General features: G+C 69.0%; 15 protein-coding genes. 12 read left to right on the plus strand and 3 right to left on the minus strand.

Translation table 11 applies throughout. The annotated features are described in order from the left end of the window. The first annotated feature begins 5 nt into the window (after window positions 1-5). Both CAP40_RS06640 and arfB read left to right on the plus strand, forming a co-directional pair. Window positions 6-668 carry an RluA family pseudouridine synthase gene (locus tag CAP40_RS06640; RefSeq protein WP_086128617.1) on the plus strand — a complete coding sequence of 221 codons (663 nt, stop codon included), beginning with the start codon at window positions 6-8 and terminating at the stop codon, window positions 666-668. Continuing rightward, the gene (arfB, locus tag CAP40_RS06645; RefSeq protein WP_086128618.1) at window positions 661-1,062 is read left to right on the plus strand and encodes an alternative ribosome rescue aminoacyl-tRNA hydrolase ArfB; all 402 of its coding nucleotides are present in this window, start codon (window positions 661-663) and stop codon (window positions 1,060-1,062) included. The genes CAP40_RS06640 and arfB overlap by 8 nt, the downstream gene beginning before the upstream one ends. 255 nt (window positions 1,063-1,317) lie before the next feature. Here the strand turns inward: arfB and CAP40_RS06650 are convergent, their stop codons facing one another. Further along, complete coding sequence (locus CAP40_RS06650) at window positions 1,318-2,373, minus strand: AraC family transcriptional regulator (RefSeq protein ID WP_086128619.1); 1,056 nt, start codon at window positions 2,371-2,373, stop codon at window positions 1,318-1,320. Window positions 2,374-2,427: 54 nt separating this feature from the next. Here CAP40_RS06650 and CAP40_RS06655 point away from each other — a divergent pair, with 54 nt between their 5' ends. From CAP40_RS06655 to CAP40_RS06665, 3 genes are all read left to right on the plus strand, one after another. Continuing rightward, on the plus strand, window positions 2,428-3,234 hold the full coding sequence (locus tag CAP40_RS06655) for a DUF2306 domain-containing protein (protein WP_086128620.1): 807 nt from the start codon (window positions 2,428-2,430) through the stop codon (window positions 3,232-3,234). A 39-nt stretch (window positions 3,235-3,273) separates the two neighbouring features. Then, on the plus strand, window positions 3,274-3,759 hold the full coding sequence (locus CAP40_RS06660; RefSeq protein WP_086128621.1) for a GAF domain-containing protein: 486 nt from the start codon (window positions 3,274-3,276) through the stop codon (window positions 3,757-3,759). Window positions 3,760-3,876: 117 nt separating this feature from the next. Beyond that, on the plus strand, window positions 3,877-4,863 hold the full coding sequence (locus CAP40_RS06665) for an RcnB family protein (protein WP_144034255.1): 987 nt from the start codon (window positions 3,877-3,879) through the stop codon (window positions 4,861-4,863). 98 nt (window positions 4,864-4,961) lie between these two features. Here the strand turns inward: CAP40_RS06665 and CAP40_RS06670 are convergent, their stop codons facing one another. After that, window positions 4,962-6,230, minus strand: coding sequence for a M20/M25/M40 family metallo-hydrolase (locus tag CAP40_RS06670; RefSeq protein ID WP_086128623.1), 1,269 nt, complete (start codon window positions 6,228-6,230; stop codon window positions 4,962-4,964). Between the two features lie 78 nt (window positions 6,231-6,308). After that, window positions 6,309-6,764 (minus strand): universal stress protein, encoded by a 456-nt coding sequence (locus CAP40_RS06675; RefSeq protein ID WP_086128624.1) that lies wholly within the window; start codon window positions 6,762-6,764, stop codon window positions 6,309-6,311. Between the two features lie 131 nt (window positions 6,765-6,895). Here CAP40_RS06675 and CAP40_RS06680 point away from each other — a divergent pair, with 131 nt between their 5' ends. From CAP40_RS06680 to CAP40_RS06710, 7 genes are all read left to right on the plus strand, one after another. After that, window positions 6,896-8,194: a pyruvate dehydrogenase complex dihydrolipoamide acetyltransferase gene (locus CAP40_RS06680; protein WP_086128625.1), complete on the plus strand. Its 1,299-nt coding sequence runs from the start codon at window positions 6,896-6,898 to the stop codon at window positions 8,192-8,194. 16 nt (window positions 8,195-8,210) lie between these two features. Then, window positions 8,211-8,435 carry a hypothetical protein gene (locus CAP40_RS06685; protein WP_086128626.1) on the plus strand — a complete coding sequence of 75 codons (225 nt, stop codon included), beginning with the start codon at window positions 8,211-8,213 and terminating at the stop codon, window positions 8,433-8,435. After that, window positions 8,428-8,835, plus strand: coding sequence for an acyl-CoA thioesterase (locus tag CAP40_RS06690; RefSeq protein ID WP_086128627.1), 408 nt, complete (start codon window positions 8,428-8,430; stop codon window positions 8,833-8,835). The genes CAP40_RS06685 and CAP40_RS06690 overlap by 8 nt, the downstream gene beginning before the upstream one ends. A 31-nt stretch (window positions 8,836-8,866) precedes the next feature. Continuing rightward, the gene (lpdA, locus tag CAP40_RS06695; protein WP_086128628.1) at window positions 8,867-10,264 is read left to right on the plus strand and encodes a dihydrolipoyl dehydrogenase; all 1,398 of its coding nucleotides are present in this window, start codon (window positions 8,867-8,869) and stop codon (window positions 10,262-10,264) included. A 69-nt stretch (window positions 10,265-10,333) separates the two neighbouring features. Further along, window positions 10,334-10,741, plus strand: a complete 408-nt coding sequence (locus CAP40_RS20380; protein ID WP_086128629.1) for a hypothetical protein — start codon at window positions 10,334-10,336, stop codon at window positions 10,739-10,741. A gap of 19 nt (window positions 10,742-10,760) precedes the next feature. Further along, window positions 10,761-12,167: a hypothetical protein gene (locus CAP40_RS06705; RefSeq protein ID WP_256924124.1), complete on the plus strand. Its 1,407-nt coding sequence runs from the start codon at window positions 10,761-10,763 to the stop codon at window positions 12,165-12,167. 73 nt (window positions 12,168-12,240) lie between these two features. Beyond that, window positions 12,241-12,585, plus strand: coding sequence for a DUF3140 domain-containing protein (locus CAP40_RS06710; protein WP_256924056.1), 345 nt, complete (start codon window positions 12,241-12,243; stop codon window positions 12,583-12,585). Window positions 12,586-12,621 lie beyond the last annotated feature (36 nt).

The following is a 12,621-nucleotide window of genomic DNA, read 5'->3' on the forward strand; positions in this document are numbered from 1 at the left end:
AGGCGATGTTCAAGGATCGCGTGCTCTTCATCGACGGCGAGGCATTGGTGATCGACAAGCCCGCGGGCCTGCCGGTCGATCGTCCGCGGGACCGCGCGGAAAGCCTCGAGGACCTGCTCGACCAGCTCACCTTCGGTTTCCAGCGCCTGCCGGTGCCGGTCCACCGGCTCGACCGCGATACCAGCGGCTGCCTGCTGCTCGCCCGCAACCCCAAGGCGCTGAAGCGCTTCGCCCAGGCCTTCGAGGCCGGGGCCGTGGCCAAGCGATACCTGGCGATCCTCGACGGCGAGCCCGCACAGGACAGCGGCACGATCGACTTGCCGCTGGCCAAGGTCTCGACGCGCGAGGAAGGCTGGCGGATGGTCGGCGACCCCAGGGGCAAGCCCTCGATAACCCGTTACAAGGTGATGGAACGCAAGGGCGGCAAGAGCCTGGTCGCCTTCTATCCCGAGACCGGCCGTACCCATCAGATCCGCGTGCACGCGGCCGAAGGGCTGGGCGCGCCGGTGATGGGGGACCCGGTCTATGGCCGGGGCGGGCCAGCGATGATGCTGCATGCGGTCGAACTGACTCTCCCGCGCGAGGGCAAGGACGATATCCACGCCACCGCCCCGCTGCCGGTGCGCTTCCACAACGCAGGGTTCGGGGCCGGGTTCGGCCGTGGCTGAGATACCCGACGAGGCGATCGTCGAGGAGAAGTTCCTCGCCTCGACCGGGCCGGGCGGGCAGAATGTCAACAAGGTCGCCACGGCAGTCCAGCTGCGGATCGACGTGTTCAAGCTGGGCCTGGCGCCCCATGCCTATCAGAAGCTCAAGACGCTGGCCGGCACCAAGCTGACCGCGGGCGGCGAGCTGGTGATCACCGCCCGCAAGTTCCGCACCCAGGAAGCCAATCGCGCCGATGCCCGCGAGCGCGTCGTCGAGCTGATCGCCAAGGCGTATGAACGTGACGCCAAGCGGATCAAGACCAAGCCCAGCAAGGCCGCAAAGGCGCGGCGGGTGGACGAGAAGAAGGGGCGCAGCGCGGTGAAGGCGGGCCGGGGCAAGGTGCGGTTCGACTAGTGGATCTACATTCAGGCTAAGGATGTGGCTTGGCGGGCCGGAACACGTCGAGCCAACCTCTTTCGTCATGCTGAACTTGTTTCAGGGTCCAAGGTGCCACCAGCAATATCGCCGGTGGAGAATTGGATGCTGAAACAAGTTCAGCATGACGGAAGGGAGAGGCTTCGACATTAAACTTCCGTCCCTCGCCGCCGGGAACGGCTTTTCCTCCGCCGGCAATGCGCGCTCGATACAGATCCCAAATGGCGATCCACTCTAGCGTTGTCGCTCCAGCCACCCGCGCGGGCTCGTGCCTGTCCAGCGCTTGAACGCACGGGAGAAGGCGCTGGGATCGGAGAAGCCGACCAGATAGGCGGTCTCGTTCACCGAGGTCCGCCCGCCGCTCAGATAGTTGAGCGCCATGCGGTGGCGGAGCGCGTCGAGCACCGCCTCATAGCCGCTGTCCTCGTCCTTCAGCCGGCGCTGGAGCGAGCGCTGGCTGAGCCCCAGTTTCCGGGCGACGGCCTCCATGGCGACATCGCCCCGGTGGAGCATCGGCATCAGCGCGGCTTCGACCCGGCCGCGCATCGACTTCGCGCTTTCCAGCGCGCGCATCAGCTGGTCGGCGCGTTCGCTGAGCACGCCAAAGGCATAGCGGCTGGGATTGTGCAGCGCGATGCCGAGCCAGGACGGGTCGATCCGGATCGCGTTGCAATCGCTGGCGAAGGTGACCGGCACGCCCAGCACCGCTTCATATGCGTCGGCATGGGCCGGGGCGGGATGGGTGACGTGCACCGCCAGCGCGAAGGGCGCGTCGGGGAAGTGGCGCTGCGTCTCGCCGATGAAGCGGGCCCAGCTGGCCTCGGTCATCTCGGGAAAGGCATTGGGGTCGGCGCGGGTGTCGGTGAGCCAGGTGCCGCCGTCCCGCTGCTCGATCCGGAAGCGGGGGCCCGTCATCGCCAGATCGACCTCGGCGACGAGCCGGCCATAGCGATTCAGCTCGGCCAGCGCCTCGCCCATGGTCGGCGCGGCATAGCAGATGAGGCCGACCACGGAGAATTCGCGGAAATCATTGCCCGCGCCCAGATGCAGCGCGAGCGCGGGCATGCGGCACAGTTCCTTCGCGGCGTGCATCAGCGCCTTATAGCAGGTGAAGGGGATGCGGGTGTCGGGATCGGCAAGGCCGGCCGGATCGATCCCGGACCGCCGCGCCAGTTCGGCCGGGTCGGCGCCGCGGGCCACGGCGAAGCGCCACAGATAGCAGGCATAGCCCGCCGAGACGGTCGGCGCACCCTGGCGCGCAAAGTCATGCTTTCCGGTCGGCGCGGTCATGTCCGGGGCCAGTCTCGCCGGGTTATCGACCCCTTGGCAAGTCCGGGAGGGAAGATGACCGAGAATACCGTCGCCATGTGGAGCGTGAAGGCGCTGAGGGGCTCCGTCCTCTTCTGGTTCGCCGTCGCGACGACCGGTCAGCTGGCCTTCGTTCTCTACATCGCCGGCTTCTATGGCCGTGCCGCCGCCCAGGGCGATTTCGCGCGGTGGAACCAGGTGCTGGTCGGCGGCTATGTCCCGGGCGGACTGGCCGGCAATCTCGTCCTCGCCATGCACCTGCTGCTCGCGGCGGTCATCACGCTGGGCGGCCCGCTCCAGCTCGTGCCCGCGATTCGCCGCCGCTGGCCGCGCTTCCATCGCTGGAACGGCCGGGCCTATATGCTCACCGCGTTGCTGATCAGCCTGGGCGGCCTCTACATGGTATGGACCCGGGGCACGGCGGGCGGGCCGTTGCTGCGGATCGGGATCAGCCTGAACGGGCTGCTGATCATCGGGGCGGCAACGGTCGCCTGGCGCTTCGCCCGCCTGCGCCGCTTCGCCGAGCATCGCCGCTGGGCGCTGCGCGCCTTCGTGCTGGCGAGCGGCGTGTGGTTCTTCCGCGTCGGGCTGATGTTCTGGATCCTCGCCAATCGGGGCCCGTTGGGCATCGGGGCCGATTTCGACGGCCCCTTCGTCCGCGCCTGGGCCTTTGGCTGCTATCTCGTGCCGCTGGCGATGCTCGAGCTCTATCTGGCCGCCGAGCGGCGCGGGCCGTTGTCGCGCTTCGCCGTCGCTGTGGGGCTCGGGCTGCTCGCGCTGGCGGCCGGGGTCGGCATCTTCGGCGCGGTGATGGCGATGTGGCTGCCGCGCCTGCTCGGTTGACCCCTCCCGCCCGGGCGCCGGATCGACTACATGGGAGCCATGTACGCCTTCGACATCGACACCGCCGACAAGACCGAGCTCTATCGCGACCTCGCCGCCGCGCTCGACGCGCTCACCGCCGACGAGCCCGACGCGATCGCCAACATGGCGAACGTGTCGGCGCTGATCTGGCAGTATCTGCCGGACCTGAACTGGGCGGGCTTCTATCGCAATATCGGCGGCGAGCTGGTGCTCGGGCCGTTCCAGGGCAAGGCCGCCTGCATCCGCATCCCCTTCGGCAAGGGCGTGTGCGGCGCCGCCGCGGCGACGCGGGAGACGCAGCTGGTCGACGACGTGCACGCCTTTCCCGGCCATATCGCCTGCGATGCGGCCAGCCGCTCCGAGCTGGTCGTGCCGATCGTGGTCCAGGGCGCGCTGATCGGCGTGCTCGACCTCGACAGTCCCAATCCGGCCCGCTTCGATGCCGGCGACGCTGCCGGCTGCGAGGCGCTGATGCGTATCCTGGGTCCCCGTCTGGCCGGCTGACCCGGATCGGGACTCCGTTAAGCATAGGCAAAAGTGGCGCCCCGCACGCGCGGGGTTTAACTCTTTGGCAACCATCGGAGCAGCGCGCGCTCCGGCATGGGGCGAAGGAGTATCGATATGCGTCACCTGTTGAAGCCGGCCCTGATGGCCTCGGCCCTGCTGGCAGCGATGCCCGCGGTTGCGCAGGTGGCCTCGCCCGGCCCGGTCTGGGGCGGTAGCGGCGGTCCGATCCCGGCCCCGGGCGGAGCCTATGGCGGGCGCAGCGTGCCGATGCCGCCGCCGCCGCGCGTTCCCGGCCCGCCGCCGGTGGTCCAGAACGGCCCGGGCGTGCCCACCGCCGGCGCGCGCGTCTGGCAGAATGGCCGCTGGATGGCGCTGCCGCCGCGCGGCCATGGCCAGGTCGGCCGGCCGAACGGCAATCGCTGGGGCGGGATGATCGGCGGCCGTTGGTATGCCGGTGCGCAGGCGCCGGGCGGCTGGAACGGCTATCGCCGGCTTGGCCGGGGCAACCATCTGCCCGGTTATTGGATGGGCGGCGGCTTCCGCATCCCCGACTATCTGAGCTGGGGCCTCGCCGCGCCGCCCTACGGCTATTTCTGGGTCCGCTATTATGACGATGCCGTGCTGGTCGACGATCGCGGCGATGTGTGGGATTCGGTGAGCGGCATCGGCTGGGCCGATGCGGATTCCTGGGCCGATTCGAGCGGCAGCTATTCGAGCGCCTATAGCCGTTCGGGCGCGGGCTATCGCGAGCCTATCCAGCCGATCGATCCCAATGACTATTATGACGGCTATCCCGGGGACTATGCGCCGCCGGCCGGCGCGCCGCTCCCGCCGCCGGGCGTCCAGGTCCAGGGCTATTACGGGTCCGGCGGCGCCTATTACGGTTCGGGCAGCTACCAGTCCGGCGCCTATTATTATGGTGCGCCGGTGGGCTCGACCGTGATCGTCACCATGCCGGCGGTGACCACCACCACCACGGTGACCGAGGAAGTGGTCGAGCGGACCACCTATGTCCGCGCCGCGCCGCGCCGGGTGGTGCGCAAGGCGCCGGTGCGGCGGTACAAGCCCAGGGTGCAGTGCTGCGTCTGCGGTTGCCGGTGATTTCCCGCCGCGACGCGTAGCGCATGCGCGGCGATCCCATATTGCAGGAAATTGCAGGAATAACCTCCCCTCCCTTCCAGGGAGGGGAGTGACGGGCGTCACCGCCGCCCGAACGTCACCAGGCTCTCGGCCCCGTCCGCGCCGATTGCCGATACCCCGACGAAATTGTCGTCGACGATCACGCCCTTCAGGCTGGCTTCGGTGCCGGCGACGTCGAGATGGTCCGTCCAGTCGCGCGCGTCGGCGCGGCGCCAATGGACGCGATACTTGGCCGCGCCGGGCACGGCGGCCCATTTCACCGACGTGTCGGAGGCGAGCGCCCCGCCGATCGTCACCTTGTCCGGTGCGGCCGGCGCGGCGGCCAGGCGGCGGATCGTCGCGACGTTGAGCGCCGTCACTCCGGCCAGATAGGGAAAGTCCATCCGGTCGACCGTGTCGCCCTTGCCGGGGGCGAGGTCCTGGTGCTGCGCGTCGTAATTCTCGACCCCCACCGAGAAGCGCACCGCCGGATAGCCGAGCTTCTGGAACGGCGAATGATCGCCGCCGCGGCCGAACCGGTCGGGCCGGCGGACCAGGAAGGCGCCGAGCCCGCCGGGGACGGTGCCCGCGACCTGGCCGATCGCCTTGGCGAGCGCGCGCGAAGGGCCGTCGTCCTCGCCGCCATCGGCGCGCAGGCCCTGGAGCGCCTGGGCGGCATCATTCTCGCCGAAGCTCTCGGAAAAGATGCGCACGCGGTCCGCCACCTTGCGCCCGTCGGTGCCGACCGTGTTGCCGACGATGTCGTTGTTGAGCACCGCGGTGACCGTCCAGCCCCGTTCCTTCGCGGTCTCGGCGAGCAGCTGGCCGCCGAACAGCCCCTGCTCCTCGCCCGAGAGCGCAGCATAGACGATCGTCGCCCGGAACTTCTCCCTGGAAAGGATGCGTGCCGCCTCGAGCACCAGCGCGACGCCGGAGGCATCGTCATTGGCGCCGGGGGCATCGGCGGTGGCGTTCATCACGTCGCTCACCCGACTGTCGATATGGCCCATCACGATGACGACTCGCTTCGGATCGGTGCCGGCCTGGAAGCCGAGCACGTCGACGATCTGCACCCCGTTCGGCGCGCGGGGGCCGGTGAAGCCGCGCGCGATATTGGCCACTTCGATGCAGCCGCACCGGTCTCCCAGCCTGGCGAGTTCGGCGGCGAACCAGCGCCGGGCGGCACCGATGCCGCGGCTGGGGTCGTCCGCATCCGAAAGCGTGTGGCGGGTGCCGAAGCCGACCAGCTTCTCGACACTGGCCTTCAGCCGGGCGGGATCGGGCTTTTCCTGGGCCTGGGCAATGGTGGGGAAAGCGAAGAGGAGCGGAGCGAGGGCGAGAATGCGCATGGGGCGAGAGTGGCGGGGGGGCGGGGTCGGGTCAATCCAACCCAGTTCCTCCCCGAGCGAGCTCGGGGAGGTATTTACTCAACTCAACCGGTCGATCGCATCCATGTCGAGCGCGCCGGGAATCACCATCAGCGGCACGGGCAGCTTGCCGGCATCCGATCCGGAGAAGTGCGTGACCATCGGGCCCGGCGGCCCGCTTGCCGCGGCACCGAGCACCAGGGCGGCGATGTCGCGATTGGCGGCGATCATCTCGTGGACGATCTTCGGCCCGTCGCCCTCGCGCACGGTGATCGAGGGTTGGAGCCCCGATTCGGCGAACAGCGTGCCGGCCGCGCGCGCCACCAGCGCCTCGGCGCGTTCGCGCGCTTCCTCCTCGATCGTGGCCATCACGCCGCCCCATTGGACGAAGTCCGGCTTGGGGATCAGCGCGAGGATTTCGACGTTGCCGCCGGTCTTCACTGCACGCCGCGCGGCGAAGCGCAATGCGATCTCGGCCTCTGGGCTCTCGTCGATCACCACCAGATAGGTGCGCATGGATTGATCCTCTCGCTTGCGCGTTACGTGCCCCGTAGCGTCAAATCCTGCAAGCGTGTCCTCTTGACCCGGGGCAGGGGCGGCGCAAAGAGGGCCCGAACCTGTTCAGGGCTCCAACAACGGGAACCTTCATGTCGATCGAAATCAAGATGCCGGCGCTTTCTCCCACCATGGAAGAGGGTACCCTCGCCAAGTGGCTCGTGAAGGAGGGCGATACGGTGAAGTCCGGCGACCTCATGGCCGAGATCGAGACCGACAAGGCGACCATGGAGTTCGAAGCGGTGGACGAGGGCGTGATCGCCAAGATCCTCGTCCCAGAGGGCACCGACAATGTGAAGGTCGGCACCGTGATCGCCGTGCTGGCGGGCGAGGGCGAGGATGTCGCCTCGGCCGCCGCGTCGCCTGCGCCGACTCCGGCCCCGGCACCCAAGGCCGAGGCTGCTCCGGCGCCGACTCCGGCCGCCGCCGCGCCCGCGCCGACCCCCGCTCCCGCCCAGGCGGCCGCGGCTTCCGGCGACCGCGTCAAGGCGAGCCCGCTCGCCAAGCGCCTTGCCGCCGAGAAGGGCGTCGACCTGGCCGGCGTGGCCGGCTCGGGCCCGAACGGCCGCATCGTGAAGGCGGACATCGACGGCGCGAAGCCGGGCGCCGCGCCCGCCGCCGCCGCGCCAGCTCCTGCAGCCGCTCCGGCGCCGGCCGCAGCCGCTCCGGCCGAGCACAAGCCGGTCTGGTGGGACGAATCGATCCCGCACGAGGCCGAGAAGCTCTCGAACATCCGCAAGACGATCGCGCGCCGCCTCACCGAGTCGAAGCAGACCGTCCCGCACATCTACCTCACGCTCGACATCCGGCTCGACGCGCTGCTCAAGCTGCGCGGCGACCTGAACAAGGCGCTCGAGGCGCGCGGCATCAAGCTCTCGGTCAACGACCTGCTGATCAAGGCGCTCGGCGTGGCGCTGGCCCAGGCGCCCAAATGCAACGTCACCTACACCGGCGACCAGCTGATCAAGTATAGCCGCTCCGACGTGTCGGTGGCGGTCTCCACTCCGACCGGGCTGATCACGCCGATCATCCGCGACGCGGCGAACAAGGCGGTCTCGGCGATCTCGACCGAGATGAAGGACCTGGCGGCGCGCGCGCGCGACGGCAAGCTGAAGCCCGAGGAATATCAGGGCGGCACGGCGTCGCTTTCGAACATGGGCATGTTCGGCATCAAGCAGTTCGAAGCGGTGATCAATCCGCCCCAGGGCATGATCATGGCGATCGGCGCGGGCGAGAAGCGTCCGTACATCGTCGACGACGCGCTGGGCGTGGCGACGGTGATGTCGGCCACCGGCAGCTTCGATCACCGGGCGATCGACGGGGCCGACGGCGCTGAGATGATGAAGATCTTCAAGGAACTGGTCGAGAATCCGTTCGGGATGATCGCCTGAACCGGAGGGCGCGGCCATGCGCGTGCTGATCGAAGTGGTGCACATCGTGATCGGACTGCTTGCCGCGGCGTTGATCTCCGCGGCGGCGGCCTGGTCCTATCCGCGCGCGACCGGGGACATCTGGCTGGTCGGCTATGCCTGCATGATCGCCGTGGTGCTGATGGGCGTCGGCCCGGTGCGCCGGGCCTTTGCCGAGGACAAGGCAAAGCTCGCGGGCACGGAGCCGCGCGCCGATGGTTGAGGGTGGCGCCACGCCCCCGCAGCAGCAGCCGGCGATCCGCGTGAGCACCATGCCCGCGGATGCCAATGCCTATGGCGACATCTTCGGCGGCTGGCTGATGGGCCAGATGGACCTGGCCGCCGGCCTGGTCGCCGCGCGCCATTCGCGCGGGCGGGCGGTCACCGTCGCGGTGGAGGGCATGAAGTTCCACGCGCCCGTTGCGGTGGGCGACGAAGTCTCGGTGTTCGCCGATATCGTCAAGGTGGGGCGCACCTCGATGACGATCGACGTCCAGTCCTGGCGCCGCGCCCGCCACTCCGAGGAAAGCTGCCTGGTCACCCAGGCGCAGTTCGTGTTCGTCGCGGTGGACGAGCACAAGCGGCCGCGCCCGGTGGACGCGGCCCCGGCCAACCCTATCTGATACAGAACCAACAAGCGGAAGGACTTCCCCCTTGGCTGACACCTATGACGTGATCGTGCTCGGCTCCGGCCCCGGCGGCTATGTGGCGGCGATCCGCGCCGCGCAGCTGGGCCTCAAGACGGCGATCGTCGAGCGCGAGCTGCTGGGCGGCATCTGCCTCAACTGGGGCTGTATCCCGACCAAGGCGCTGCTCCGCTCGTCCGAGATTTTCCACTACATGCAGCACGCCAAGGATTACGGCCTGGTCGCCGAGAAGATCAGCGCCGACCTGGAAGCCGTGGTGAAGCGCTCGCGCGGCGTCGCCAAGCAGCTCAACCAGGGCGTCACGCACCTGATGAAGAAGAACAAGATCGCGGTGCATTTCGGCACCGGCGTGCTGACTGCGCCGGGCAAGCTGACCGTGACGGCCGAGGATGGCAAGAAGACCGAGATCGAGGCCAAGAACATCATCGTCGCCACCGGCGCCCGCGCCCGCGACTTGCCCTTCGCTCCGGCCGACGGCAAGCGCATCTGGACCTATCGCACCGCGATGACCCCGCCGGAGATGCCCAGCAAGCTGCTCGTCATCGGCTCGGGCGCGATCGGCGTCGAGTTCGCCAGCTTCTACAACGACATGGGCGCCAAGGTGACCATCGTCGAGATGCTCGACCGGATCGTGCCGGTGGAGGACAAGGACGTCTCCGCGCATCTCGAGAAGCAGTTCAAGAAGCAGGGCATGGACATCCGCACCGCGACCGGCGTCGAGAAGATCGACGTGACTGGCACGGGCGTGAAGGCCTCGATCAAGGGCAAGGACGGCAAGGTCACCGTCGAGGAGTTCAGCCACGTCATCGTCGCTGTCGGCATCGTGCCGAACACCGAGAATATCGGCCTCGAGACGCTGGGCGTGAAGACCGAGCGCGGCCATATCGTCACCGACGCGGCGTGCAAGACCAACGTGCCCGGCCTCTATGCGATCGGCGACGTCACCGCGCCGCCGTTCCTGGCGCACAAGGCCAGCCATGAGGGCGTGATCGCCGCCGAGGCGATCGCCGGCAAGCATCCGCACGCGATGGACGTCCGCAACATCCCGGGCTGCACCTATTGCCACCCGCAGATCGCTTCGGTCGGCCTCACCGAGGCCAAGGCTAAGGAAGCCGGCTATGAAGTGAAGGTCGGCAACTTCCCCTTCATCGGCAACGGCAAGGCGATCGCGCTGGGCGAGGCCGAGGGCTTCGTGAAGACCGTGTTCGACGCCAAGACCGGCGAGCTGCTCGGCGCGCACATGATCGGCGCGGAAGTGACCGAGATGATCCAGGGCTATACGATCGGCAAGACGCTGGAGACGACCGAGGCGGAACTGATGGAGACGGTGTTCCCGCACCCGACGATCAGCGAGACGATGCACGAAGCCGTGCTCGGCGCCTATGGTCGCGCGCTCCACATCTAGGCGGTCTTCACGCTTTGTTGCCGATCTCCTGCCATGTTCGCCAGAACTGGTCGGAGATTCGGCGTGCGCATGTTCAAGCTGATCCTGTCGCTGCTACCCCTCGTCTTCATCGGGGGGCTGCTGTTCTATTTCACTGGCTTCGAAGGCTGGAACGGCGGGTCGCTCACCCAGGGGCTGGGGCCGACGGTGCTCGGATTGGGTGCGGTCGGGCTGATCTTCTGCATCCCGCTCGCCTTCCGGCTGCTCAAGCTGACCATCACGCCGCGTGGCCCGTCCCAGGCGAAGGGGAGCGAGGCGGAGGAAGAGGAAGCGTCGAGCTTCGACGCCGATGCCGCGCTCGCCCGCTATCTGGCGCGCAAGGCCGAGGCCGGCGACGCGGTGCCCGAGAGGGTGTCCGAGCGGCCGCCCGAGCGTTCGGTAGCCTTCCCGCACGGCGATGCTCCGCCGCGTCCGGTATTCGGCCGCAAGATCGGCTAGGAGCCTCGCGTTGAGGCGCGTGTCGCCCGCGGCTCGGGCGGCGCTCGCCGCGTCGCTGCTCTGCCTCGCCATGCTCGTGCTGTTCTGGCCGGGCGTCGCGATGTTCGACACGCTCAACCAATATGCCCAGCTGCGTTCCGGCAGCTATGACGATTGGCACCCGCCGGCGATGGCGCGGTTCTGGGCGCTGTTCCACGCGGCGGGCTGGCACGGCCAGGCGCCGATGTTCCTGCTCCAGCTGCTGCTCTGCTGGACCGGCCTGGGCCTGTTCGCGGCGGCGCTGGCCCGGCAGGGCGCGCGAATCGCGGCGGGCGCGGTGCTGCTGCTCGGCATCTGGCCGCCGATCGCCGGCTGGCAGGTGGCGGTGCTGAAGGACGCGCAGATGGCAGGCGCGCTGCTCGCCGCCACCGGGCTCGCCGCCTGGTGGCGGCTGCGGGACCGGCCATTGCCGCGCTGGGCGATGCTGCTCGTCGGCCTGTTGCTGCTCTATGCGACGCTCGTCCGCATCAACGCGGTGTTCGCCACGGTGCCGCTCGCCTTCGGGCTGCTGGGAGCGGGGGCGTGGCGGCGCCCGGTGCGGCGCGGTGCGATGATGCTGGCGGCGATGGTCGCGGTGCTCGCGGCGCTGCCGCTGGTCAATCACGGGCTGCTCGGCGCCGGTGCCAGCGAGGTCGGGCGGGCGCTGCCGACCTATGATCTGGCCGGCATCGCGCATCATGCCGGCGCCGAGGCGGTGCCGGTGCTGCCGGCGCCGGTGTGGCAGGCGGCCGAGGCGGAGCGGTGCATCCGGCCGATGCTCTGGGATCCGCTGGGCGATCGCTGTGACTTCGTCGCGGAGGGGCTGGCGATCACGGCGCCGGGCGGCAAGCTCACCAAAGCCTGGCTGGTGACGATCGCGCGCCATCCGGTCGCCTATGCCGAGCATCGGCTGGCGCATTGGAATGCGACGATGCGCTGGCTGGTCCCCTGGCGCTATCCGCTGGCGGAGCCGCAATCGGATTCGGAGCCCAACCTGCTGGGGATCGGCTCGCCGTCGCCGCGGATCGCGCCGTTCCAGCAGCTTGCGGGGATGCTCGCCGAGAGTCCGTTCGGCGCGCCGATATTGTGGCTGACCGTGGCGCTGGCGGTGCTGGCGCTGGCCTGGCGGCGTGACGACCCGCGCAGCCGGCTCGCGGTCACGCTCGCGCTGTCCGCGGTGCTGACCGAGCTGGCGTTCCTCGTGATCAGCGTCGCCGCCGACTATCGCTATCATCTGTGGGCGATGCTTGCGACCGGGCTGGCCGTTGCGCTGGTGGCGGGCACGCCCTTGCCGCGGCGCGGCCGGGGAGTCGCGCTCGCGGCGTTGCTGCTGATCGGAGCGACGACCCTGGTGGCGCGGATCGCGCTGCCACCCGTCGGAGAAACTTACACCGATGCGGCCGGATAAATCCGCCGCTACGGGAAACCCCGGATAGGGCGAACCGTTACGCATGGGTAACATGACGTTAACGGAGAGACGGGTGGCCCAACGCGACGACCATGAGGAGATCCGGCGCAAGTTTCACGAAGTGGTGAACATGACGCCGGAAGAGATCGAGGACTGGCTGGAGACGGCGGAGAGCCGCAAGGTCGGCTTCAAGCGGGATGGCGGGGAGAGCGTGGGCCATGCCTCCGGCCGCAGGATCGTCGGCATCCTGCGGACGCCGGAGGAGGATCTCGACGGCGGCGACTATGCGCATATGCGCAAGGTGGTGGGCTTCGTCGCCCGCCACCGCGCGCAGGGGCCGCACGAGGAGTATCGGATTCCCACCTCGCGCTGGCGCTATTCGCTGATGAACTGGGGGCATGATCCGCTGAGGGAGTAGATCCGGCGCCCGGCCAAGCCGGTCCCGCGAGAACTG

It is taken from the genome of Sphingomonas sp. IBVSS2 (genome assembly GCF_002127225.1).
Classification (GTDB): domain Bacteria; phylum Pseudomonadota; class Alphaproteobacteria; order Sphingomonadales; family Sphingomonadaceae; genus Sphingomonas.

Coding starts and splice junctions, on each gene's coding strand:
- CAP40_RS06640 (WP_086128617.1), top strand. CDS start 6: ATGTTCAAGGATCGCGTGCTCTTCATCGACGGCGAGGCATTGGTGATC.
- CAP40_RS06650 (WP_086128619.1), bottom strand. CDS start 2,373: ATGACCGCGCCGACCGGAAAGCATGACTTTGCGCGCCAGGGTGCGCCG.
- CAP40_RS06655 (WP_086128620.1), top strand. CDS start 2,428: ATGACCGAGAATACCGTCGCCATGTGGAGCGTGAAGGCGCTGAGGGGC.
- CAP40_RS06660 (WP_086128621.1), top strand. CDS start 3,274: ATGTACGCCTTCGACATCGACACCGCCGACAAGACCGAGCTCTATCGC.
- CAP40_RS06665 (WP_144034255.1), top strand. CDS start 3,877: ATGCGTCACCTGTTGAAGCCGGCCCTGATGGCCTCGGCCCTGCTGGCA.
- CAP40_RS06670 (WP_086128623.1), bottom strand. CDS start 6,230: ATGCGCATTCTCGCCCTCGCTCCGCTCCTCTTCGCTTTCCCCACCATT.
- CAP40_RS06675 (WP_086128624.1), bottom strand. CDS start 6,764: ATGCGCACCTATCTGGTGGTGATCGACGAGAGCCCAGAGGCCGAGATC.
- CAP40_RS06680 (WP_086128625.1), top strand. CDS start 6,896: ATGTCGATCGAAATCAAGATGCCGGCGCTTTCTCCCACCATGGAAGAG.
- CAP40_RS06685 (WP_086128626.1), top strand. CDS start 8,211: ATGCGCGTGCTGATCGAAGTGGTGCACATCGTGATCGGACTGCTTGCC.
- CAP40_RS06690 (WP_086128627.1), top strand. CDS start 8,428: ATGGTTGAGGGTGGCGCCACGCCCCCGCAGCAGCAGCCGGCGATCCGC.
- CAP40_RS20380 (WP_086128629.1), top strand. CDS start 10,334: ATGTTCAAGCTGATCCTGTCGCTGCTACCCCTCGTCTTCATCGGGGGG.